At 71.9% G+C, this 23,507-nt stretch carries 19 protein-coding genes; 11 read left to right on the top strand and 8 right to left on the bottom strand.

Annotated elements, in window-relative coordinates:
* Positions 1-139 precede the first annotated feature (139 nt).
* Positions 140-1,150, bottom strand: coding sequence for a LacI family DNA-binding transcriptional regulator (locus ACFVQG_RS27635; RefSeq protein ID WP_383388449.1), 1,011 nt, complete (start codon positions 1,148-1,150; stop codon positions 140-142).
* 367 nt (positions 1,151-1,517) lie between these two features.
* Here ACFVQG_RS27635 and ACFVQG_RS27640 point away from each other — a divergent pair, with 367 nt between their 5' ends.
* From ACFVQG_RS27640 to ACFVQG_RS27665, 6 genes are all read left to right on the top strand, one after another.
* A complete protein-coding gene (locus tag ACFVQG_RS27640) occupies positions 1,518-2,834 on the top strand; it encodes an ABC transporter substrate-binding protein (RefSeq protein ID WP_383388451.1) in 1,317 nt (438 codons plus the stop codon).
* Positions 2,831-3,733: a carbohydrate ABC transporter permease gene (locus tag ACFVQG_RS27645; RefSeq protein WP_383388453.1), complete on the top strand. Its 903-nt coding sequence runs from the start codon at positions 2,831-2,833 to the stop codon at positions 3,731-3,733. The genes ACFVQG_RS27640 and ACFVQG_RS27645 overlap by 4 nt, the downstream gene beginning before the upstream one ends.
* 1 nt (position 3,734) lies before the next feature.
* On the top strand, positions 3,735-4,631 hold the full coding sequence (locus ACFVQG_RS27650; RefSeq protein ID WP_383388456.1) for a carbohydrate ABC transporter permease: 897 nt from the start codon (positions 3,735-3,737) through the stop codon (positions 4,629-4,631).
* A gap of 110 nt (positions 4,632-4,741) precedes the next feature.
* Entirely contained in the window at positions 4,742-7,114 is a 2,373-nt protein-coding gene (locus tag ACFVQG_RS27655; protein WP_383388460.1) for a glycoside hydrolase family 3 N-terminal domain-containing protein, read from the top strand.
* A gap of 121 nt (positions 7,115-7,235) precedes the next feature.
* A complete protein-coding gene (locus ACFVQG_RS27660; protein WP_383388462.1) occupies positions 7,236-8,054 on the top strand; it encodes an SDR family oxidoreductase in 819 nt (272 codons plus the stop codon).
* A gap of 62 nt (positions 8,055-8,116) precedes the next feature.
* Positions 8,117-9,022, top strand: a complete 906-nt coding sequence (locus ACFVQG_RS27665) for a LysR family transcriptional regulator (protein ID WP_383388464.1) — start codon at positions 8,117-8,119, stop codon at positions 9,020-9,022.
* Positions 9,023-9,065: 43 nt separating this feature from the next.
* Here the strand turns inward: ACFVQG_RS27665 and ACFVQG_RS27670 are convergent, their stop codons facing one another.
* Positions 9,066-9,764, bottom strand: a complete 699-nt coding sequence (locus ACFVQG_RS27670; RefSeq protein WP_383388466.1) for a FadR/GntR family transcriptional regulator — start codon at positions 9,762-9,764, stop codon at positions 9,066-9,068.
* Positions 9,765-9,885: 121 nt separating this feature from the next.
* Here ACFVQG_RS27670 and ACFVQG_RS27675 point away from each other — a divergent pair, with 121 nt between their 5' ends.
* A complete protein-coding gene (locus tag ACFVQG_RS27675; protein ID WP_383388468.1) occupies positions 9,886-11,622 on the top strand; it encodes an IlvD/Edd family dehydratase in 1,737 nt (578 codons plus the stop codon).
* 40 nt (positions 11,623-11,662) lie between these two features.
* A complete protein-coding gene (locus tag ACFVQG_RS27680; RefSeq protein WP_383388470.1) occupies positions 11,663-12,853 on the top strand; it encodes a fumarylacetoacetate hydrolase family protein in 1,191 nt (396 codons plus the stop codon).
* A 403-nt stretch (positions 12,854-13,256) separates the two neighbouring features.
* On the opposite strand, the gene ACFVQG_RS27685 is transcribed toward ACFVQG_RS27680, so the two are convergent.
* Positions 13,257-14,171: an AraC family transcriptional regulator gene (locus tag ACFVQG_RS27685; protein ID WP_383388472.1), complete on the bottom strand. Its 915-nt coding sequence runs from the start codon at positions 14,169-14,171 to the stop codon at positions 13,257-13,259.
* Positions 14,172-14,313: 142 nt separating this feature from the next.
* Here ACFVQG_RS27685 and ACFVQG_RS27690 point away from each other — a divergent pair, with 142 nt between their 5' ends.
* Positions 14,314-15,288 (top strand): SDR family NAD(P)-dependent oxidoreductase, encoded by a 975-nt coding sequence (locus tag ACFVQG_RS27690; RefSeq protein WP_383388473.1) that lies wholly within the window; start codon positions 14,314-14,316, stop codon positions 15,286-15,288.
* Here the strand turns inward: ACFVQG_RS27690 and ACFVQG_RS27695 are convergent.
* From ACFVQG_RS27695 to ACFVQG_RS27705, 3 genes are read right to left on the bottom strand one after another with little or no spacing between them, the layout of a single operon-like run.
* Complete coding sequence (locus ACFVQG_RS27695; protein WP_383388475.1) at positions 15,285-16,043, bottom strand: SDR family NAD(P)-dependent oxidoreductase; 759 nt, start codon at positions 16,041-16,043, stop codon at positions 15,285-15,287. The two genes, ACFVQG_RS27690 and ACFVQG_RS27695, sit on opposite strands and share 4 nt — an antisense overlap.
* Positions 16,044-16,069: 26 nt before the next feature.
* On the bottom strand, positions 16,070-17,032 hold the full coding sequence (locus ACFVQG_RS27700; protein ID WP_383388477.1) for an alpha/beta hydrolase: 963 nt from the start codon (positions 17,030-17,032) through the stop codon (positions 16,070-16,072).
* A gap of 52 nt (positions 17,033-17,084) precedes the next feature.
* On the bottom strand, positions 17,085-17,402 hold the full coding sequence (locus ACFVQG_RS27705; protein ID WP_383388479.1) for a putative quinol monooxygenase: 318 nt from the start codon (positions 17,400-17,402) through the stop codon (positions 17,085-17,087).
* Positions 17,403-17,546: 144 nt separating this feature from the next.
* On the opposite strand from ACFVQG_RS27705, the gene ACFVQG_RS27710 reads away from it, so the two are divergent.
* Positions 17,547-18,452 (top strand): AraC family transcriptional regulator N-terminal domain-containing protein, encoded by a 906-nt coding sequence (locus ACFVQG_RS27710; RefSeq protein ID WP_383388481.1) that lies wholly within the window; start codon positions 17,547-17,549, stop codon positions 18,450-18,452.
* Positions 18,453-18,462: 10 nt separating this feature from the next.
* The gene (locus ACFVQG_RS27715) at positions 18,463-18,693 is read left to right on the top strand and encodes a hypothetical protein (protein ID WP_383388483.1); all 231 of its coding nucleotides are present in this window, start codon (positions 18,463-18,465) and stop codon (positions 18,691-18,693) included.
* Positions 18,694-18,712: 19 nt separating this feature from the next.
* Here the strand turns inward: ACFVQG_RS27715 and ACFVQG_RS27720 are convergent, their stop codons facing one another.
* Both ACFVQG_RS27720 and ACFVQG_RS27725 read right to left on the bottom strand, forming a co-directional pair.
* Positions 18,713-23,050 carry a trypsin-like peptidase domain-containing protein gene (locus ACFVQG_RS27720; protein WP_383388485.1) on the bottom strand — a complete coding sequence of 1,446 codons (4,338 nt, stop codon included), beginning with the start codon at positions 23,048-23,050 and terminating at the stop codon, positions 18,713-18,715.
* The gene (locus ACFVQG_RS27725) at positions 23,047-23,433 is read right to left on the bottom strand and encodes a CU044_2847 family protein (RefSeq protein WP_383388487.1); all 387 of its coding nucleotides are present in this window, start codon (positions 23,431-23,433) and stop codon (positions 23,047-23,049) included. Before ACFVQG_RS27725 ends, ACFVQG_RS27720 begins: the two co-directional genes overlap by 4 nt.
* Positions 23,434-23,507: the final 74 nt, after the last annotated feature.

Genomic DNA, 23,507 nt, shown 5'->3' on the forward strand with positions numbered 1-23,507 from the left:
CCACGTCCCCAAGGGAAAGCGACCGCGCAAGCGTGGAACCGGCCGCACCCGCGGCTGACCCACCCGGCGGCCTGGCCCGAGCACGTCGACCCCTGCCCTTCAACCGCTGGCATACGGCAGGACACCGACCTCCCGCGCCCTACCCTCCCGGCGGCGCCGTAGACGCCCGTACCACCAGTTCCGTGGCGAGTTCGATGTGGTGGGACTCGGCCTTCTCGCCGTTGGCCAGGCGCAGGGCGGTGCGCAGGGCGGCGGCGCCCATCTCGCGCAGGGGCTGGCGCACCGTGGTCAGCGGGGGTGAGGCCATCTGCGCGAGATGCGTGTCGTCGAAGCCGACGACGCTCAGGTCTTCGGGGATGCGCAGGCCCCGGGCGCGGGCGGTCTCGATGACGCCCAGGGCGATCTCGTCGTTGCCGGTGAAGATCGCCGTCGGTGGGTCGTCCAGGTCCAGCAGCGCCGCGGCGCCGAGCAGGCCGGTCTCGTACGTGAACTCCCCGGGGCGGACGTAGGGCTGGGGCACGGGCGCCCCTTCCGCCTCCATGGCGGCGCGGTAGCCGTGCATGCGTGCCTGGTTGCACACGGCCATGGTCGGTCCGCCGAGGTAGGCGATCCGGCGGTGGCCGAGGGAGAGCAGGTGCCGGGTCGCGGTGAGACCACCGGCGAAGTTGGTCGCCCCGACGCTGTTGACCCGGCTGTCCGGCAAGTGCAGCGGGTCCAGCACGACCAACGGCAGCCCGGCCCGGGCCAGTTCCTTCAGGTGCGTGGCGGTGTACACGCTGGTGACGGCGATGACGGCGCGGCGCCCGGCCGCGACCAGGTCCCGGGCCCAGTGCGGGGCGTGGGAGGCCTTGCTGATCACCACCGAGGCCCCGGCCGCGGCGGCGGAGTCCATGATGCCTTCCAGCGCCTCGGCCACGTACGACTTGAGGCCGCCCTTGAACTGCACCTCGATCGTCGGGCTCCCGATCACCTCGGTGTTGCGGAACACCGGCGCGAGGTAGTCGTGCTGAAGCAGCAGTTCCTGCACCCGGGCGCGGGTGTGCGCCGCTACTTCACCGCGGCCGTTGACCACTTTGGACACGGTCGCGACGGAGACTCCGGCCGCTTGGGCGATGTCCGCCAGAGTGGTGCGCCTGACGTTCGGTGGCATCGGTTCCTCCCCACAGTACGTCCACCGGTGTGGTGAGCCGCCGGTCGTGGCCGCCAACGCGGGTGGAACCGGTCAACCGTACGACAACCCGGGCCCGCCACCTCAACGTCTTTCTGTCCCGGGCTCGGCACCCGAAGGGTTTCGGTCCCCGCCGAGAGTTATCGATACCCCTGCTCACCCAAGATTACGCAGGTGATCGCCCTGCAACTCCGTCCGTGCACATGCCTTGACAGCGCATCAGCCCGAAACCTAGCTTTCACGCACACGCTCCATGAGGTAGCCCGTACGGGCCAAGTCTCGAAACATTTCGAAACGTTTTCACCACGACTCACGAGTAGCCCGAGGCTCTCGAGTGCGGAGAACAGACATGGAGATATCCCTTTCCCGTCGTGCCCTTCTCGGCATGGCCGCCGCCGTGCCGGTCTCCGCGGCGCTGTCGGCCTGCGGCTCGTCCGGTCCCAGCCGGGGCGGCGATGGAGCCACGTACTGGTACCTCAGCGGCCAGCCGCAGGAAGGCGTCAGGGGCGGCGCGGTGGACGCGTTCAACAAGGCCAACCCCGACACGCAGATCAAGGACACCAGCTTCCAGAACGACGCGTACAAGACGAAGATCAAGACGGCCCTCGGTGCCGGTAAGGCGCCCACCATCATCTGGGGCTGGGGCGGCGGGACACTGCGCTCCTACGTGGAGGCGGACCAGGTCGAGGACCTCACCCCGTGGTTCGAGGAGCACGCCGAGGTCAAGGACCGGCTGCTCCCGGCGTCGTTCGGCGCGGCGACCGTCGACGGCAAGATCTACGCGATGCCGTGCGAGAACGTGCAGCCGATCGTCCTCTTCTACAACAGGGAGGTCTTCGACCGCGTCGGCGTGCAACCGCCACAGTCCTGGGACGACATCATGGCGTTGGTGCCCAGGTTCAACGCGGAGGGCATCGCGCCGTTCTCCCTCGGTGGGCAGTCCCGCTGGACCAACATGATGTGGCTGGAGTTCCTGTTCGACCGCATCGGCGGTCCCGAGGTGTTCCAGGCCGTCATCGAGGGAGAGAAGGACGCCTGGTCCAACCCGGCCGCCATCACCGCGCTGACCAGGGTGCAGGACCTGGTCGAGGCCGACGGCTTCATCAAGGGCTTCTCCTCGATCACCGCGGACTCCAACGCCGACCAGGCGCTGCTGTACACCGGCAAGGCCGCCATGATGCTGCACGGCGCCTGGTCGTACGGCATCCAGAAGACCGAGGGGGGTGACTTCGTCTCCAGCGGCAAGCTGGGCTTCATGAACTTCCCGCCCGTCGAGGGCGGCAAGGGCGATCCGAAGAACGGTGTCGGCAACCCCGCGCAGTACCTGTCCATCTCCTCGAAGGCCAGCGCCGAGGAGAAGAAGATCGCCAAGGACTTCTTCGCGAACGGTGTCCTCCAGGACGAGGAGGTGAAGAAGTGGATCGACAACGGGTCGGTGCCCGTCCGGCTGGGCACGGAGAAGCTGCTGGCCGCCTCCGACAGCGCCGACTTCCTCCAGCTCACCTATGACATCGCCAGCAACGCCAAGACGTTTCAGCAGTCCTGGGACCAGGCGCTCAGCCCGAGGGCCGCCGAGACGCTGCTGGACAACATCGTCAAGCTGTTCCAGCGGTCCGTCTCGCCCCAGGAGTTCGCCACCAACCTCAACGCGGTCATCGGCAAATGAGCGCGCTCACCAGCCATCCGCCGCGTCGCGCGCCGCGCAGCATCCTGCCGTGGCTGGCGATGCCCGCGCTGGTGGTCTTCGTCGGCTTCGCCGTGATCCCGCTCGTCGGTGTCTTCGTGCTGAGCTTCACCACCTGGGACGGCTACGGCAGCATCCACGCCTCTGGCCTCACCAGCTGGCGTGAGGTGCTCACCGATCCCGGGCTGCCGCACGCCCTGTGGGTCACGTTCCTGGTGATGGCCGTGTCCTGGGTCGTCCAGACCCCGGCGAGCATTCTGCTCGGCACGTTCCTGGCCGGACGCCAGCGCTACCGCGCGGTGCTGGGCGTGGTGTACTTCGTCCCGCTGCTGCTCAGCTCCGCGGCGATCGCGATCGCCTACGAGGCCCTGCTGGACCCCAACTTCGGGCTCGGTGCCGGACTGGACGTCGGGTTCCTCAGCCAGGACTGGCTGGGGCGGCCCTGGCTCGCTTTCGGGGTCGTCATCTTCGTCGTCTCCTGGCAGTTCGTCCCGTTCCACTCGCTCATCTACCAGGGCGGGGTCCAGCAGATCCCGAAGTCCCTGTACGAGGCGGCCCAGTTGGACGGCGCCGGGCGGATCCGGCAGTTCTTCAGCATCACGCTGCCGCAGCTGAAGTACACCATCATCACCTCGTCCACACTCATGGTGGTCGGGTCGCTGACCTTCTTCGACCTCATCTTCGTGCTGACCGAGGGCGGCCCCGCGGACGCCACCCGGGTCCTCGCGCTGGACATGTACAAGCGGGGCTTCCAGGCCAACCTGATGGGACCGGCCAGCGCCATCGCCGTCATCCTCGTCCTGGTGGGCCTCGCACTCGCCCTGCTGCTGCGCCGGATCGGGGGACGGGACGCCGGTGACAGCCAACTCGAGGGGGCCTGACGTGACCACCACGCTGACCAAGCCGCAGCGGCCCGGGAAGGTCTCCCCCCACGAGCGTCGCGGCCCCTCCCGTCCCGCGGCCCGCCGCCGCAACTGGTTCGGCGGACTGGCCGGATGGCTCTGGCTCGTCATCGTCGCCGTACCCCTGTACTGGACGCTCATCACCAGCCTCAAGGACCGGAGCCGCTACTACGCGAGCAACCCGCTGGTGCCCTCCGGCGACCCCACCCTAGACAACTACCGGCTCGTCATCGAGTCGGACTTCGCCCGCTACTTCGTGAACAGCGTCGTGGTCACCGCCGGTGCCGTGATACCGGCGGTGGTGTTCTCCTTCATGGCCGCCTACGCGATCGTACGGGGCTGGCGCATGCGGGTCCTGCGCGGGATCAACGGGCTGTTCCTCATGGGTCTGGCCATCCCGCTCCAGGCGACGGTGATCCCGCTCAACCTGATCATCATCAAGCTGCACCTCTACGACAGCCTGCTGGCGCTGGTCCTCCCGTCGATCGCCTTCGCGATCCCGCTGTCCGTGCTGGTGCTCGCCAACTTCATCCGCGACGTGCCCAAGGAACTGTTCGACTCGATGCGGGTCGACGGCGCCACCGAATGGACGACCCTGTGGCGGCTGGCGGCGCCGCTGACCCGACCGGCCATCCTCACGGTGACCATCTTCAACGCACTGACCATCTGGAACGGGTTCCTGCTGCCGCTGGTCCTCACCCAGAGCCCCGAGCGCCGGACCCTGCCCCTCGCGCTGTGGTCCTTCCAGGGCCAGTACGGCGTCAATGTCCCCGCCGTCCTCGCCGCCGTCGTCCTGACCACCCTGCCCGTCCTGGTCCTGTACGCGTTCGGCCGCCGTCAGTTGCTCAGCGGTCTGACCGCCGGGTTCAGCCGGTGACCGTCGTCCCGGGACCGCGTCGACTCCAGGCCCGAGACGGCCTTCTGTTCCCGCTCGTCTACCTGTTCGCCCGTCGCCCCTGGTCCAGGGAGGACGGGCGTGGGAGGAAAGTGACCGCCAACGTGGCCGTAGAGCCCACCCCCGGAATCCCCCTCTGGAACGACCCGTCCCTGCCCGCCACCACGAGGGTCGACGCCCTGATCGGCGCGATGACCCTGCGGGAGAAGACCGCCCAGTTGTACGGAGTGTGGGTGGGCGCCTCGAACGAGGGCGGTGAAGTGGCCCCGCACCAGCACGACATGGAGGAGGCCGTCGATCTCGAGGCCCTGCTGCCCAGCGGACTGGGGCAGTTGACCCGCCCTTTCGGCACCGTCCCCGTCGACCCGGCCGTCGGCGCGCTCTCCCTGGCACGCACCCAGGCCCGCATCGCCGCGGCGAACCGCTTCGGCATTCCCGCCGTCGCGCACGACGAGTGTCTGGCCGGATTCGCCGCCTGGGGCGCCACCGCCTACCCCGTCCCGCTGTCCTGGGGCGCCACCTTCGACCCGGACGCGGTGTGCCGGATGGCCGCGGCCATCGGACGTGACATGCGCTCCGTCGGCCTCCACCAGGGTCTCGCGCCCGTCCTCGACGTGGTGCGCGACGCCCGCTGGGGGCGCGTGGAGGAGACCATCGGCGAGGACCCCTACCTCGTCGGCACCATCGGCACCGCCTACGTACGGGGCCTTCAGTCCGCGGGTGTCCTCGCCACCCTCAAGCACTTCGTCGGCTACTCCGCCTCCCGCGCCGGACGCAACCTCGCCCCCGTTCCCATGGGGACGCGCGAGCGGGCCGATGTCCTGCTGCCCCCGTTCGAGATGGCCCTCCGCGAGGGCGGCGCCCACTCCGTGATGCACGCCTACACCGACACCGACGGCATCCCCGCCGCCGCCGACGAGCAACTGCTGACCGCGCTGCTCCGCGACACCTGGGACTTCGAAGGCACCGTCGTCGCCGACTACTTCGGCATCGCCTTCCTCAAGACCCTGCACGGTGTCGCGGCCGACTGGGCCGACGCCGCCGGTACCGCACTCGCGGCGGGCGTCGACGTCGAACTGCCCAACGTCAAGACCTTCGGCGCCCCCCTCGTGCGGGCCGTCACCGAGGGCCGCGTACCGGAGAGGCTCATCGACCGCGCCCTGCGCCACGTCCTCCTGCAGAAGGCGATGCTCGGCCTGCTCGACTCCGGCTGGAGCGCCGTACCGCCCGCGCTCGACGGCGCCGACCTCGACGACCCGGACGCCCTGCGCGGGAAGATCGACCTGGACCCGCCCGAGAACCGCCGACTGGCCCGCGAGATCGCCGAGAAGGCCGTCGTCCTCCTCTCCAACGACGGCACCCTGCCCCTCCCCCGGCCCCGCCGCATCGCCCTGATCGGCCCCAACGCGACCGAGCCCACCGCGGTGCTGGGCTGCTACTCCTTCCCCCAGCACATCGGCGTCCGCCACCCCGGGACCCCGCTCGGCATCGAACTGCCCACGCTGCGCGACACACTCGCCGCCGAGTTCCCCGACGCCGAGATCACGGTCGCCCACGGCACCGGAATCGACGACGGAGACCTCTCCGGCCTGCGCGAGGCCGCCCGGGTGGCGGGCGAGGCCGACGTCGCCGTGGTGGCGCTCGGTGACCGCGCCGGGCTGTTCGGGCAGGGCACCAGCGGGGAGGGGTGCGACGCCGAGGCGCTCGTCCTGCCCGGCGCGCAGCAGCGACTGCTCGACTGCCTGCTCGACGCGGGCACTCCCGTGATCACCGTGCTGCTCGCCGGACGGCCGTACGCCCTCGGCCGGGCCGCCAACGAGTCCGCCGCGATCGTGCAGTCCTTCTTTCCCGGCGAGGAGGGCACCCACGCGATCGCCGGGGTGCTCAGCGGCCGGGTCAATCCCTCCGGACGTCTCCCGGTCAGCGTGCCGCGCGGGCCGGGCTCCCAGCCGACCACGTACCTCGGCGCGCGGCTCGCGCACGCCAGCGAGGTGTCCAACATCGATCCGACCCCGGCGTTCGCCTTCGGCCACGGCCTGTCCTATACGAGCTTCGACTGGACCGATCTGGCGGTGACCGCGCAAGCGGCGCCGACGGACGGCGAGTTCACCCTCGCCTTCACCGTCCGCAACACCGGCGAACGGCCCGGGGCCGAGGTCGTCCAGCTCTATCTGCACGACCCGGTCGCCTCCGTCGTCCAGCCGGTGCAGCGCCTGGTCGGCTACACCCGGGTGGAGCTGGCACCCGGCGAGGCCCGCCGCATCCGTGTCACGGTCCCGGCCGACCTCGCATCCTTCACCGGACGAGACGGCCGACGGGTCGTCGAACCGGGCGAACTGGAGGTGCGGTTGGCCGCCTCCAGCACGGACCCGCGCCTGACGGCCAGGGTCACGCTGACCGGGGCCGAACGCCACGTGGACCACACGCGGCGCCTGCACGCCACGTTCGAGGAGGACACCGACTAGGACGGCACCCAACGACCAGCCATGCGCACAGCTCATGGCTGGCATCGCAAAACATCGCTTGTGCACATGGCAGACCGGAGGGACGTTGGAGGTGTTCCCGGAATGACAGGAGACGGAGACCATGACCACCTGGCTCATCACCGGAGCCTCCCGCGGCATCGGACGTGAACTGACCGAGCAGGCGCTGGAGCGGGGCGACCGGGTCGCCGCCACCCTGCGCACGCCCGAGCGGCTCGACGACCTCGCCGCCAAGTACGGCGACCGGCTGTGGCGCGCCCGACTCGACGTGACCGACACCGCCCAGCTCGAGGAGGTGACGGGCCGCGCCTTCGCCGAGCACGAGCGTGTCGACGTCGTCGTGTCCAACGCCGGTTTCGGCGTCTTCGGCACGGCCGAGGACCTCACCGACGAGCAGGTCCAGGCGGTGCTCGCCACCAACCTCACCGGCTCGATCCAGCTCGCCCGCCGCGCGGTCCCGCACCTTCGGCGGCAGGGCGGAGGCGTGTTCGTCCAGATGTCCAGCATGGGCGGGCACATCACGTTCCCCGGATTCGCGATCTACCACGCCACCAAGTGGGGCGTGGAGGGCTACTTCGAGGCGATGGCGACCGAGGTCGCCCCGTTCGGGATCAGGACGATGCTCGTGGCACCGGGCATGGTCAGGACCAGCTTCTACGACGCCGCCCAGCGGGTTCCGCTCAGCGAGCCGTACCGTGGGGGCCCGGTGGACGTCCCCGAGGTCCGGGTCGAGGACATGCCCGGCAGTCAGTCGGGGGTCGCCCACGCCACCATCGAGGCGGCGCTGTCCGACGATCCTCCCCTGCGGCTCCTGCTGAACTCCGACGCCTACGACGCGGTCACCGGCACCGTCCGCGCACGGCTCGCCGCCCTCGAACCCCAGCGGGACAGCGCGTACGCCGCGGACGCGCCCGTCAGCTGAGCCATGCGTGCCGGGGAGGGGCTCGCTTGCCAGCCCTGAACCCCACGCATATCGTCCCGACCATGTCGGAACTGACGCTGACGGGCCTGCGCGTCCTGCTGGAAGTGGCCCAGCGGGGGTCGTTCACCGCGGCGGCGGAGGCGCTCGGCTACACCCAGTCCGCTATCTCGCGGCAGGTCAGCGTCACCGAAGCCGCGGCCGGGGTCCCGCTGTTCGAGCGGCACGCCCGCGGTGTGCGGCCGACGCGGCCGGGCGAGGCCCTGCTGCGGCACGCACGGCAGGTGATCGCCCACCTGGAGTCGGCCGAACTGGAGATCGCCGGGCTCCGCGACCGTCTCGCGGGCCGCCTGGCCGTCGGGGCGTATCCGACCGCGGCGGCGAGCCTGGTGCCGCGGGCCATCGCCCGCCTGCGCGAGGCGCACCCGGCCCTCACCGTGAGCCTGTGGGAAGCCTCCAGCCCCGCCCAGCTGCGGCGCCTGCGCGCGGGACGTATCGAGGTGGCCGTGGTGGCGATCGGCGAAGGCCTTCCCGACTACGACTTCACGGACCTGCGCGTCGAAGCCGTACCCACCGGCCGGGGCATGGGCGTGGCCGTCAGCGCCGACCATCCGCTGGCCTCCCGGGAGGAGGTGCACATCGACGACCTGGCCCAGGAGCCGTGGATCGTCGGGACCGGTGACGAGGGCAGCCCCCAGTTCGGTGCCTGGCCCACCCTGGAAGCACCCCGGGTGGCCTACGAAGCCCGCGGCTGGCAGACCCGGCTGGGGCTGGTCGCCGCCGGACTGGGCGTCTCCGTCCTCCCCCGGCTGGCGGCGGACGCCGTCCCACGGGGCGTGAAGTGGCTGCGCGTCCGCGACCCCGCGCTCGTCATCCGGAGGGAGACGGTCATGGTCACGGCGGCCGAGCGATCGGCCGGTGCGCGTGCCATGGTCCAGGCGATGCGGGAGACGTTCCCCCCGGAAACCTAGCCGGTGCTGGCGTGCGCCGTGACGCGGTGCTCGCGGAACCGCGTCAGTCAGGGTCCCGCGGCAGCCCCGGCGACTCGGCTATCTCCTGTTCGGTCGCTTCGACGAGCGCCAGCGCCGCTGCCGACGCCGCCGCTGGATCGCCCGCCGCCACGGCGTCCACGATGGCGCGGTGGGCCGGGAGGGAGGCCTCGACGGCGCCGGGGGTCTGGGTGCTGACGTGGAAGCTGTGTTCCAGCGCGATGTCGACCGCGCGGCCCAGTGAGCCGAGGAGGCGGTTGCCGCTCGCGTCCAACAGGGCGCGGTGGAAGGCGATGTCGGCCTCGACGTAGCCGCCGCGCTCGGGCCGCGCCGCCGCGGTCTCCATGGCCGCCAGGGCGTCGTACAGGGCACGCACGTCGTCCGGACCGGCCCGGTCGGCGGCGAGCCGGGCCGCCTCCGGCTCGACGATCCGGCGCAGTTCACCCGTGTCGCGCAGCAGCGCCGTGGGTTCCCCGGCCTGTTTCCAGCGCAGTACGTCCCGGTCCAGGTGGTTCCAGTGCTCCGGGGCCAGCACGCGCGTGCCCGTGCGCGGGCGTACCTCCAGCATCCCCTTGGCCGCCAGGGCCTTGACCGCTTCCCGCAGCGCGCCACGGCTCACCCCGATCTCGGTGGCGAGCGCGTCCTCGACCGGCAGCGGCTGCCCCGGCTCCCACGCGCCGCCGACGATCCGCTGACCCAGTTCGTCGACCACGCGCTGATGCATGGTCCGGAAACGCACCACGATCTTCGCTCACCCCCTGGACGGCATTCATCGAATCATTTAATGATTGCCTTACGTTACGGGACCGCGCACCGATCGGCATACGAGCCACAGGAGCAGGCACATGACGGACGCGAGGACGACGAGCCGCCGCAGCCAGGCGTGGTTCGGCGCGGAGGGCCGCAGCGGGATGGTGTACCGCTCCTGGATGCGCAACCAGGGGTTCGGACATGAGGTGTTCGACGGGCGTCCCGTCATCGGCATCGCGACCAGCGCCTCCGAACTCGCCCCGTGCAACGCCCATCTGACCCGCGTCGCGGAGGCCGTCAAGCGCGGGGTGTGGCAGGCGGGCGGCTTCCCGCTCCAGTTCCCCACCATGGCCACCGGCGAGACGCTGATGCGTCCCACCGCGATGCTCTACCGCAACCTCATGGCCATGGAGGTCGAGGAGCTGATCCGGGCCAATCCACTCGACGGCGTCGTCCTGCTGTCCGGCTGCGACAAGACGACGCCCGCCATGCTCATGGGTGCCGCGAGCGTCGACCTGCCCGCCGTCATGGTCACCGGCGGTCCGATGCTCAACGGCAAGTACCGCGGCCAGGACGTCGGCTCCGGCACGCATGTGTGGAAGTTCGAGGAGGACCTGAAGACCGGCCGGATGACACAGGAGGAGTGCTTCTTCGCCGAAGGCTGCATGGCCCGTTCCCACGGCCACTGCATGACGATGGGTACGGCGTCCACCATGGCCTGCCTGGCCGAGGCGCTCGGCATGCAGCTGCCCGGCTCGGCGGCCTGGCCCGCCGTCGACTCCCGGCGGATGGAGACCGCGCAGGCGGCGGGGCAGCGCATCGTGCGGATGGTGGAGGAGGAACTGCGCCCGTCGCGGATCCTGACCCGGGAGGCCTTCGAGAACGCCATCCGGGTCAACGCGGCCATCGGCGGCTCCACCAACGCCATCATCCACCTCACCGCCCTCGCCGGACGCGTCGGCGTCGAGCTGAGCCTGGAGGACTTCGACGACCTCGCCCGCGCGGTGCCGACCCTGGTCAATCTGATGCCCAGCGGAAAGTACCTGATGGAGGACTTCTGCTACGCGGGCGGGCTGCCCGCCGTCATGGCCGAACTGCTCCGCGGCGCACTGCTCCACGGCGATCCGGTCACCGTCACCGGCCGGGGCATCGCCGAGAACGTGGCGGGTGCCGAGCGCGTCGATCCGGACGTCATCACCGGCCTCGACGACCCGTTCCAGCCCGCCGGTTCCGGTACCGCCGTGCTGCGCGGCAACCTGTGTCCCGACGGCGCGGTGGTCAAGCAGTCCGCCGCGTCACCGCACCTGCTCACCCACCGCGGCCCCGCGCGTGTCTTCGACTCCCCCGAGGCGTACCACGCGGTCGCCGACGACCCGGACCTCGACGTCGACGAGAACACCGTCATCGTCATCCGCAACGCCGGTCCCCAGGGGTACCCGGGCATGCCCGAGGTCTCCAACGTGCCCCTGCCCGCCAAGCTGTTGAAGGCGGGCGTCACCGACATGGTGCGCGTCTGCGACGGCCGGATGAGCGGCACCGGGTACGGGACCGTGGTGCTGCATGTCGCGCCGGAGGCCGCGGTGGGCGGGCCGCTCGCCCTGGTGCGGGACGGCGACCCGGTCGTCCTCGACGTGCCGCACCGCACCCTGCGTCTGGACGTCGCCGACGCCGAACTCGAACGCCGCCGCGCCGCGTGGCAGGCGCCCGCACCCCAGTACACCAGCGGCTACACCTGGCTCTACACCCAGCACGTCGAACAGGCCGACCGGGGTGCCGACTTCGGCTTCCTGCGCGGCAGCCGGGGCCATGAGGTGCCCCGCGACTCGCACTGAGTCCGCGCCCGGCCCCCCCTCGCCTCCAGGAGCGCATCCCGTGGAATCCGCAGCAGCCCGCCCACGCCCCGGCCTCACCCCCGGCACCGTGCTGCCGACCGACGCGGGCCGGGCCGCCCTCGTCGCGCGTGTCCACGAACCGGAGTGGGGCGGGCCGTGTGTCGCGGCGGTGCGCGGGGAGCGGGTCGTCGACCTGACAGCCCTCGCACCCACCGTCTCCGACCTGCTGGAACGTGAGGACGCGGCCAGGGTGGTCCGCGAGGCCGCGGGCGGACGCACCTGGCACCTGGACGAACTCCTGGCGGCGACCGCCGCCGGTCGCCGGGACGCCCCGCACCTGCTCGCCCCCGTGGACCTCCAGGTGATCAAGGCGGCGGGCGTCACCTTCGCGCGGAGCCTGCTGGAGCGCGTCATCGAGGAACGCACGGGTGGCGATCCCGCGCAGGCCGCCCAGGTGCGGGCGCGTGTCCGGCAGGCGGTGGGCGGCGCGCTCGAGGGCGTCCGCCCGGGGTCCCCGGAGGCGGCCAGGGCCAAGGAACTGCTGGTCTCCGAGGGTCTGTGGTCGCAGTACCTGGAGGTCGGGATCGGCCCTGACCCGGAGGTGTTCACCAAGGCTCCGGTGCTGTCCGCGGTCGGTACGGGGGCGGACATCGGGGTGCTCGCGGCCTCGGTGTGGAACAACCCCGAGCCGGAGGCCGTCCTCGTCGTGGACTCGAGGGGACGGGTGCGCGGCGCCACGCTCGGCAACGACGTCAACCTCCGGGACGTCGAGGGCCGCAGCGCGCTGCTGCTGTCCCACGCCAAGGACAACAACGCCTCGTGCGCCATCGGCCCGTTCGTCCGCCTCCTCGACGACGACTTCGACCTCGACGCCGTACGAGGGCTCGACATCGACCTGCGCATCGACGGCGCGGACGGCTACGTCCTGCGGGGCAGCAGTTCCCTGGGCGAGATCAGCCGCGATCTGCTGGACCTGGTGGCCGCCACGCACGGCGCGCACCACCAGTACCCGGACGGTTTCGTGCTGTTCACCGGCACCCTGTTCGCCCCCACCGAGGACCGGCACACACCCGGCGGGGGCTTCACCCACGAGCACGGCGACATCGTACGGATCTCCAGCCCCCGGCTCGGCGCCCTCACCAACACCGTCATCACCAGCGAACAGGCCGCGCCGTGGTCGTTCGGCGTCCGCGCCCTGATGCACAACCTCGCCCGGCGCGGGCTGCTCTGACCGGCCCGTCGTCAGCTCGTTCGAGTGAACGGTGCCGGGGTCGTGCGTCGGTCCCCTGGCGGAACAAGCTCATGATGCTCCCCTCGTAGCGCGCAGGACGAACCGCGCGACGTTCGGCCGTGCACCGCCGTGCACCAGGTCTGGACGAACATGAACGCTTCATGGGAACGCCAAGCCGGTGACCTGGGGGAACCTCCACGCACAGCACTCGACGGCCCTGGGACTCGCAGGAAAGTCACACGATGGCCTCGACCGCGACCTGGAGGCCATGACCCGTCCTCATTGACGGCCGCGCTGACCGGCGGCGAGTACGTGCCCCGTCCCCCGCACAGACCGGCTGCCGGTCTCCGGCGACGGATCGGACGGGCCGTGGGTCGGCACGGACGCGGTGCCGGGGCCGGGCTCACGCCTCGGTCGGCTGGCGGCGGTAGTCGCGGGGTGACATCCCGGTGACGCGTTTGAAGGCGACGCTGAGTGCGCTCTCGGAGCCGTAGCCGATGGCGTGGGCGATGGCGGCGACGGTGTCGGTGCCCTGGCGCAGTCGGCGGGCGGCGAGTTGGATGCGCCAGCGGGTCAGGTACTCGAGGGGGCTCTGGCCGACCGTCTTCTTGAAGCGGGCGGCGAGGGTGGAGCGGGACACGGCCGCGGCGTGCGCCAGTTCGGCGACGGTCCATGGGCGGGCGGGGTCGGCGTGCAGGGCGGTCAGTGCCGCGGCGACCGCGGGTTCGGCGAGTCCGGCCAGCCACCCCGACACCGTCTCGGGTTCGCGGGCCAGGTGCAGGCGCAGTACGTGGACGAGCATGACGACGGCGAGGTGCTCGGCCACGAGTGTCGAGGCCAGGGGCCGGTGTGCCAGCTCGTCGCCGATCGCGGTCAGCGCCCACTGGACGGCGCCCGCCTGCGGGGTGTCGGCGGGCACCCGGATGACCGGGGGCAGCGCGTCCAGGAGGAGTTCCTGGGCGTGCGCCCCGAAGGAGAAGCTGCCGCCCATGAGGATCACGTCGTCACCGTCGCCCGTCCTCGCGACGCCGTCGACGGCGCGGGCGAAGACGGGCCCCGCGGGAACCGGCTCGACGCCGGGGCCGCTGCGGAGCGTGAAGCGCCTCGGTCGGGTGAGCAGATAGCAGTCGCCCTCCGCCAGGGCGATCGGCTCCCCGGTCCCGTCGACCTCCAGGAGGCTGGACCCGCGCCGGACCGTGTTGAACTTGACCCCGGCCGGTGGCTCGAACCGCACGGCCCACCGGCCACCCGCCACCAGGCTCGTGGAGAGCTGACTCCGGGTGTCGAGAAGGGCCAGCACGTCTTCGAGCGGATCCATGTGCCGCCTTTCGGACGCGCGATGAAGTTTCTCGGATCTTCGATGATAGAGCGTCCAGCACCTGCGTCGTAGCGTCGGCAGGGACAACAGCGGACAGCCCTACTACGGGGGACTGTTCGGAACTGCCCGAAAGGACGCCCGCGTGGACACCCACACCCGCCTCGTCACACCCTTCGACCGTGACGCCACCGCAGCAGACATCGTCGACGGCGTCGATCTCACCGGACGGCACGCCGTGGTGACCGGGGGCTCCTCCGGCATCGGCGCCGAGACCGTACGGGCGCTGGCGGGCGCGGGAGCGCGGGTCACGGTCGTCACCCGTCGTCCGGAGGCCGCCGAGCCGCTCGTCCGCGAGCTGTCCGCCCGGCCCGGCGCGGGCGAGGTGCGGGCCGCGGCGCTCGACCTGTCGGACCTCGCGTCGGTCGACGCCTTCGTACGGGCCTGGCGGGGGCCGCTGGACATCCTCGTCGCCAACGCCGGGATCATGGCCCTGCCGGAGCGGACGCTCACGCCCCAGGGCTGGGAGACCCAGCTCGCCACCAACTTCCTCGGCCACTTCGCCCTCGCCACCGGCCTGCACGCCCCGCTGCGGGAGTCGGGTACCGCGCGCATCGTGGTCGTCAGCTCGGGCGCCCACCGAGGCACGCCGTTCGACTTCGACGACCCGCACTTCGCCCGGCGCCCCTACGACCCCTGGGTGGCCTACGGGCAGTCCAAGACCGCCGGTGTGCTTCACGCGGTGGGGGCGGCCCGGCGCTGGGCGGCCGACGGCATCACGGCGAACGCGCTGAACCCGGGGTACGTCCTCACCAACCTCCAGCGTCATCTCGACGACGACACCCTGCGCGCGTTCGGTGTCATGGACGGCGAGGGGAACCTGACACCGCTGCCCTACTACAAGACCCCCGCCCAGGGCGCGGCGACCTCGGTGCTGCTGGCCGCCTCACCCCTCCTGGACGGCGTCACCGGACGCTACTTCGAGGACAACCAGGAGGCACCTGTCCTGCCGGACGACTCCGACGAGCCCGGAGGCGTCGCAGCCCACGCCCTGGACCCGGCCACGGCGGACCGACTGTGGGAGTACGCCGCGGACGCCTACGGACGTACGGGCCGCTAGAGGTTGTAGCCGCCCGACACCTCGAGGTTCTGGGCCGTGATCCAGCGGCTCTCGTCGGAGACCAGGGTCGCGATCACCGCGCCGATGTCGTCGGGTTCGCCGACCCGGCCGAGCGCGGTCTTCGCGGCCAGTACGGGGACGACCTCGGGGAACCGGGTGAAGGCGTCGTCGGCGATCCGGGTGCGGGTCGATCCCGGTGCGACGGCGTTGACGCGGATGCCCCGGGGGCTGAACTCCTTGGCCATGTAGCGGGTCAGTACGTCGAGGCCGCCCTTCATCGACGCGTAGGCCGAGTAGCCGGGCTCGAGTCCCGCCATGGCGGTCGAGTTGCTGCTCGTGTTGACGATGGCCCCGCCGTCGGCCATCAGCGGCAGCAGTCGCTGTGTCAGGAAGTACGGCCCCTTGAGCAGGACGCGCATGAGCCGGTCGAACGTGTCCTCGGTGGTGTCCTCGAGCAGGGACGCGTGGGAGATACCGGCGTTGTTGACCAGGTAGTCGAAGGTGTCACGGCGCCAGGTGGCGCGCAGCGCCTCGGCCACCGCGTCGCGGAAGGCCGCGAAGGTGCCGGTGTCGCCGACGTCCAGCGGCAGGGCGACGGCCGTGCCGCCCGCCTTCTCGATGGCGGCGACCGTCTCCTGCCCGCCCCGCGCGTTGGCGCCGTAGGTCAGGATGACTCCGGTGCCGCGCCTGGCGATCTCGATCGCGGCGCTCCGGCCGATGCCGGAGCTGGCGCCCGTGACGATGGCGATCCTCATAGTCGTCTCCTTCTGGGGTGTCACTGTCATGCCTCGGGGGTGGCGGCCAGGACCCGGGCCAGCCAGTCGGTGCGGGTGCGGCGGGCCGTGGCGGAGATGTGGGCCTGCGGGTACAGCGCGTCGAATCCGTGGAATCCGCCCGCCCAGACGTGGAGTTCGGCCTGTCCCCCGGCCGCCCAGACGCGGGTGGCGTAGTCGGTGTCCTCGTCGCGGAAGACCTCGGCGGAGCCGGTGTCGACGTAGGTGGTCGGCAGGCCCGAGAGGTCGTCGGCCAGGGAGGGTGAGACGTAAGCGGATACCTCGGCGTCGGTGCGGTCGCCCAGGACGGAACGCCAGCCGAACTCGTTCATCTCGCGGGTCCAGACGCCGGGTTCGCCGGAGTACTGGCGGCTGGAGGTGCTGGTGTTGCGGTGGTCGAGCATGGGGCAGATCAGCATCTGCGCGGCGATGGCCGGGGTGCCCAGGTCGCGGGCGAGCAGGGTGACCCCGGCCGCCAGGCCGCCGCCCGCGCTGGCACCGGCGACGACGATCCGGGTGGGGTCGATGCCGAGTTCGGTGGCGTGTGCGGCGATCCAGAGCAGTCCCGCGTGGCAGTCGTCGACCAGGGTGGTGCCGGTGGCCTCCGGTGCGAGGCGGTAGTCCACGGAGACCACGACCGCGCCGAACTCGTCGAGCCACTCCAGCGGGATGTCGAGCTGCGAGAAGCGGTCGCCCATCACCATGCCGCCGCCGTGCATCCAGTAGACGCAGGGTGCGGCGGCGGTCCGACCGGCGGGGCTGAGGACCGTCAGGGGGATGGCGGCGCCGTCCCTGGCGGGGACGGTGATCTCGCGCCGGTCGACCTGGCGGTGCTCGAGGAGCGACTCGACGGGTGTCGAGGGGTACTGGCGCAGTTGCGCGAGCAGTTCCGGGGTGAGCTGGGACATGAGGGGCATGTCGGTGAGCAGGTCGCGCAGTTCGGGGTCGAGGGCGGGGCGCGTGGTGGTCATGTCGGGAGGTGCCTTTCGTGATCGTGAGGAGGGGGGCGATCAGCGCAGGGGGTCAGAAGGCGGCCTTGCCGCGTACCGGCACGTAGTCGCTGAACTCCGACTCCTTGGCCAGCAGTCCGCCGATCCGCGCGACGATGGCCTGGGCGGCCTCGCCCGCGAAGATCCGGTGGTGGTCCTCCTCGCTGGTCCAGCCCTCGGTGACGTGCACGACGTCGGGGTCCGACGCGGAGCGGGAGACGAGGTAGACGACGCAGTGTTCGCTGGCGCCCGGGCTGCCCTCGTCCAGACCGGTCAGCAGCAGGTCGGCCAGTTGGCCGCCCAGTCCGGGCTTGGCGGTCAGGGTGGCCTGGAAACCGTAATTGACGATCATGGCTGTCTTCCTTCGCCGTAATGGAGTGCGATGACTCCATTCAAGCGGCGTGACCTGCGGAAACGTTAGAACGATGCTCGCTCGGACTTGCACGATCCTCTCGCGTTCGGGAGCGAGCGCCCGGGGTGGTGGTGCAATGGACGCATGCACCTCGACGAGTTGCGCACCCTGCTGGCCCGCCATGTCCGGCCCGACTGGACCACCGCCATCGACGGCGTCCTCATCTCGAAGGTCGACCGGCCCGACCCCCCGGCGCCCTCGATGTCCGGCACCGTGCTGGCGGTCATCGCCCAGGGCGCCAAGCGGCTCGCCCTGGGCGACCGGGTGTACGCGTACGGGGCCGGGCAGTACCTGGTCGCGTCGGTCGACCTGCCGGTCACCGGACAGTTCACCCAGGCCGACCCCGACCAGCCCGCGCTGGGGTTCGGTCTCCTCCTGGAACCGTCCGCCGTGGCCGAGCTGCTGCTGCACGCCGGGCCCGGGGACACGCCCCGCACCGGCGGAGCCGCGCCGTCGGGCATCGCCGTCAGCGACGCTCCGCCCGCGCTGCTGGACGCGGTGGTCCGGCTGCTGCGTCTGCTCGACGAACCGCGCGACCGGGCCGTCCTCGCCCCGCTGGTCAAGCGCGAGATCCTGTGGCGGCTGATCACCGGCGAGCAAGGCGCGACGGTACGCCAGCTCGGCCTCGCCGACAGCAGCCTCAGCCATGTCTCACGCGCGGTGCGCTGGATCCGCGAGCACTACGACGAGCCGTTCCGGGTGGAGGACGTGGCCCGGATGTCCGGCATGAGCGTCTCCGCGTTCCACCGCAACTTCCAGGCGGTGACCGCGATGAGCCCCATCCGGTTCCAGAAGCAGATCCGGCTCCAGGAGGCCCGGCTGCTGCTCGCCACCCATCCGGGCGACGTCACGGGCGTCGGCCGCCGCGTCGGGTACGACAACCCGTCACAGTTCAGCCGGGAGTACCGCCGTCAGTTCGGCGCACCCCCCAGCAAGGACGCCGCCCGGCTGCGGGACGCCGCGCGCGCCACGGCGGGCGTACTTCCCTGAGCGCGGGAACTTGAGGGCACCCCGCCCGACCACGGCGCCGAGCGGTGGGCCGGTCGTCTGCCACGACGGCACCGCGGAGGCCACGGCCGCGATCGTCGTCGGCGATGTCGAACTCGACGTGGCGGGCTCCCACGTCTCCGTCCGAGGGCGCACCCTCCAGCTCCCCGTGCGCGCGTTCCTGCTCCTGCGCTGCCTGATGGATCCGCGGGACCGGTCCCCTCGTCCGGCGGTGGCCGGGTAGTCAGGGTGCGCGCCGAGGCTCAGTCGTCCTCGGCGCAGGGTTTCCGGGTCCGTGGATCGGCGGGGAGCAGGTCCACCTCGCCGGGGGTGAGTTCCCGGTCGCCGATGATGGCGCACAGCTCGCGGTACCAGCGGCCCGGTGCCAGGTGGAGGGGCCCGCCGGAGCCGTCGGGGCCGATGTGCAGGACGGAGCTGCCGTCGGCGGAGGCGTGCAGGAAGGCGTGCTGCCCGTCGAGTGCGCTGTCGGGTGGGCCGGTGAAGGAGTAGAAGGTCTCGTAGCCGGGCTCGCCGAGCCGGTGGACGCGTACGGCGTTGTTCGCCGCGACCAGATAGCGGTCCCCGCCCTCCAGGAATCCGGCGGCGTACGGTGTGGACAGCGACTCGGCGATGCTGCGCAGCGGGCCGATCTCCTTGCGGGGTGGGTCACCGTGTCGCCACAGTTCGAGGACCGAGCCGCGGCGCAGGATCGCGAAGTACCTGCCGGTGGGGTCGAACTGGGTGGCGAGGATGTCGTCGCCGGTCGGCACGGTCTCGGTGGTGCGTCCGGTGGTGAGGTCGACGATGTGGATGCCGGGCCGGTCCAGGACGACGACGGCGACCTGGTTCTTCGCCGGGTAGGGGCCGATCATCAGATCCGCGTCCTTGGCGCCTTTGGCCCGGGTGCGGAGCGGCGCGGCGTCGAGACGCGCGAGTCGCCTGCCGGTGCGCGGGTCCCACTGTTCGACGACGGTTCCCGAGACGGTGACGAGGTTGCCGTCGCGGTCGAAGAAGTAGGTGAAGTCGTAGGCGGGTCGGTCGGTGCCGCCGTCGCCGATGTCGATGTCCGCGTTCGACGGCTCGGAGTCGGGCAGGCGCGGGGGCTGGGTGGCGGTGACGGTGGTGGTGCGGCGCAGGGTGGTGGCGTCGCGGACGGTGACGATGTTCACGCCCTCGCGGTCGGCGACGAGCCGTCCGGTGCGGTCCAGGGCGAGGGGTTCGACGCGTTGGGGCACCCAGTGGGGCTTGCGGCGCGGCACGTCGGCGAGGACGCGGGCACTCTCCTTGCGCGCGTGGTGCAGTTGCAGGCGGGAGCCGTCCGCCAGGACGGTGATCGTGTACTTGCCGTCGCGGGTGAGGAGTTGCTGGGCGACGTCGAGGAACCAGTGGCCGGGGCGCAGTGGGACGAACCCGATCATCGACTCGTCGTGGCGGACGTAGGAGAGCCGACCGTCGGCCTCCACGAGCCAGGGGCTGCTCGTGGCCAGTGAGGAGGTCGTGGGGGGCAGGCCGTTGCGGGAGAGGACCGTGCCGTCGCGCAGGTCGACGACGCTGAGGCCCTGGGGGGAGTTGAGGGCGACGCGGAGGCCGGAACGGTCGACGGACTGCACCAGGCAGGCGTCGGCCGCGAAGTCCGCGTCCTCCTCCCGGTAGGCGATGCCCTCTCGGGAGCCGTCGCTGACCCGGTGGACGGTGACCTCGGCGGTGTCGCCCCGTACATGGCACAGCACGGCGCGGGTCCGGTCGCCGGAGATGCGGATCTGGTCGGCGTCGGCGCGCACCACGATCCGGCTCTCGCCCGTCACGAGGTCGAGGGCGAGCAGGCTGCCCTTCTCGCCCTGCCCGAAGTCGCGGAACCGCTTGTAGACGGGGACGAGCAGCGTCCGGTTGTCGGGGGCGGGCCACATCCTGAACTCGATGCCCTTCGGCGCGGGGAGGGTCCCGGCAAGGGTGCCGTGCGGGCCGCTGTCCAGGTCCCAGCGGACGACGCGTTCGCGGACGTGCGCGACGATCATCGTGCCGTCGAGGGACATCGCGGGGGTGACGGTGTCGCTCCAGTTGGTGCCGATGCCGGGGGCGTCGGGGAGCCGGTGCAGGGGTCCGGCGGGGCGTTCCGCGTCGGGGCGCACCTCGAACCAGGCGGCCTTGCCGTCGTACTGCAGGTAGGCGGCGCGTTTCCCGTCGGCGGACACCATGACGTACTGGACCCTGTCGGTGGACGGCACGCGCACGGTGCGTACCGGTCCGGTCAGGGCGTGGACGAACAGGGTGGCTCCGGAGCGTCTGGACGCCGCCAGGACGACGTCGCCGTCGCGGCTCTTGTCGAAGACGGGGTCGCCGAGTCCGCCGGAGAGCACCCGTTCGTAGTCGGTGTACTGGAGGTACTGGCGCAGCAGTTCGTTCTCGGCCTCCTGGGTGGGGGACGTGTCGTAGGCGGCGAGGGCGAGCAGCGCGGCGCGGGCCGGGTCGCTGGCATGGGCGTCCTGTGCGGCGGTGGCCAGGGCGCGGGAGGCGCCGAGGGCGGCGCGTTCCCGGCTGTTGCGGCGTTCGACGACGTAGAGCATGCCGAGCACCAGGGCGAGGGACAGGGCCGTGGCCAGTCCGGAGAACAGGGCCCGGCGTCGGCGGGCGCGGGCGCGGCGGTGGGTGCGGCCCGCGGCCAGGTAGTCCCGCTCGGCCTCGCTCAGGGCGGCGTCACGGTCGGGCAGCCACTGCTCCGCTCCGGCCATCGCCGCGGTGGTCGGCAGGTGTTCGGGGGCCCGGTCCGCCTCCTGCCAGCGGTCCATCTCGTGCCGTACGGTCTCCCGCCAGCGGAGGAAGGAGCGGTCCGTGGCCACCCACGCGGCGAGTCTGTCCCACTCGCCGATCAGCGCCTCGTGGGTGAGTTCCACCGTCTCGGTGCCCTCGGCGCTGCGGTCGGTGACGAGGAGCCGGGTGTGGGCGGCGAGGCGTTGGGCGATGCGCCACTGGTCCTCGCTGAGGTCGTCACGCCGGGCGAGGCGCCGGGTGGCCACCGCGGATCCGAGGGGCAGCCGGACGAGCTGGGTGAACAGTCGGCGGGCCGTCGCCTCGTCGGCGGGCGGCACGTGTTCGGCCCAGACCCGTTCGGCGTGGTTGCCGAGCGCACCGGTGACACCGCCGAGTTCGTCGTACGCGCGGTGGGTGAGTACGCCGTCCTCCTGCCGTTGCCACAGCAGGTCGAGGGTGAGGGCGAGGAGCGGCAGGACGCCCGGTCCGGTGCCGGTGCCGGCGAGGATGCGCGCGGCGAGATGGGGCTCGTAGGAGACGGCCGGGAGGGTGTCGACGGGGGTGGTGACGATCTCGCGCAGCCCGTTCTCGCCGAGCGGGGCGAGGGCGTGCAGGTGGCGGCCGGTGACGGGGCCGAGCTGCGGGTGGCCGAGGACGGGTTCGAGGAAGTCGGCGCGCAAGGTGGCGAGTACGCGTACGGCGGGAGGCAGGGCGTCGGCGGCGAACAGCAGGTCGGCCAGTTCGCGTACGGCGTCCGGGGGTTGCTGGAGCAGTTCCTCCAACTGGTCGGCGACGACGAGGAGTCGACTGGCGCCCTGGACTTCGAGCAGGCGGTCCGTCGTCTCCGCGAGGCCGTTGAGGCGCAGTTCGCCGGAGAGTTCGGGTAGGCGTGCGAGGCGGCGGGTCTCGGGCAGGTCGGGTTCCAGCAGGGGCAGCAGCGCGGCGGCGAGGGCCGCGAGGGGGCTGCTCCCGGACGCGGGCCGCATGACGACGACGCGGGCTCCCCGCGCACGCAGCCGTGGCGCCACACCGGCGAGGGCGAGCGACGACTTGCCGGAACCGGAAGGGCCCACGACGGTGACCCACTGCTGCTCGTCGAGCGCCCGTGCGACCCTGTCGCTCTCGTTCCGCCTGCCGTGGAAGATCTCGGCGTCGGCCTCCCCGAAGGCCTCGAGTCCGCGGAACGGCGAGGGCGGCAGCACGAGGGGGCCCAGTTCGGGCCAGGCGGCCACCAGCCCGCCGGTGGGGATCAGGTAACTGACCGGCGGCTGCCCGGACTCGGCCACCGTGACCATGCCGACCACACCCGACAGCCGGTCGTCCCACACCGGCCCACCGCTGAAACCCCGCGACACCGGATAGCCGTCACCGACGAGATCGGCCTGCACCCAGCCATCGGCCTGCCGCCCCCGCAACACCCCCACGTGCCAGACACCACCGGACCGTCCGGCGGGCACCCCGAACGCCCGTACCCGGTGTCCCCACAGGACGTCCGCGTCCACCAACCGCACGGGCCCCGCGCCCGGCAGCGGGGCCGCGAACCGCAGCACGGCGACGTCGGAGGCCGTGCCCGCGGGCGCGACCCACAGCTCGACGACCGCCTCCGCCTGCGGCGCGCCGGGCACGAGCGGCAGGTCGACCAGGACGCGCGCGCCGGGTTCCGGTGGTGTGTCGGCCGGTGGGCCGAGGGCGGCGGAGACCACGTGCGCGCAGGTCAGGGCGACCGTGTCGGACACCAGGAAGCCGACGCCGACGGGCTGGCGGCGTGCGTCGAGGATGCGCAGCAGCGCCCTGTCCAGGGCCTTCGGGCCGATGGCCGCCGGTTGCCGGTGCGGCTCCTGTGCCGTCGTCATTCCGCCGCCCGGTCCGACGGCCGCTGCCAGGTCAGGGTGACCGTGAGGTTGGCCTGTCCGGTGCTCCGGGAGATCACCAGGTCGGCGTCGGCGGACAGGGTCAGGCCGAACTCGACGCGGATCTCGTCGGGGCCGTCCGGCAGGTCGCGGAAGGCGCTGACGAAGTGCTCCGCGACGGGCCGGATCCCGGCGAGCATGTCGCCCAGCGACCGGGCCGCCCGCGCCACGACCCGCCCCGGCCGGGCGACCTCGACCAGCGCGTCGGACACCTCCTCGATCTGCACCCGGACCGTGTCCGTCCTGCCCCGCGGTGCCACGCCCGGGGCGCCACCGGCCGTGGACACGGGTAGTTCGACCAGATACGCCATGCGTCCCCCGTTCATTCGGTCCCTCGTCGTCAAACCTGTGGCGCTACGGGCACAACTGTCGTGTCTCCAAACCTGTGGCACTACGGGCA

Origin of the sequence: Streptomyces sp. NPDC057877, from assembly GCF_042796855.1 — a bacterium.
In the GTDB taxonomy this organism is placed as follows: domain Bacteria; phylum Actinomycetota; class Actinomycetes; order Streptomycetales; family Streptomycetaceae; genus Streptomyces.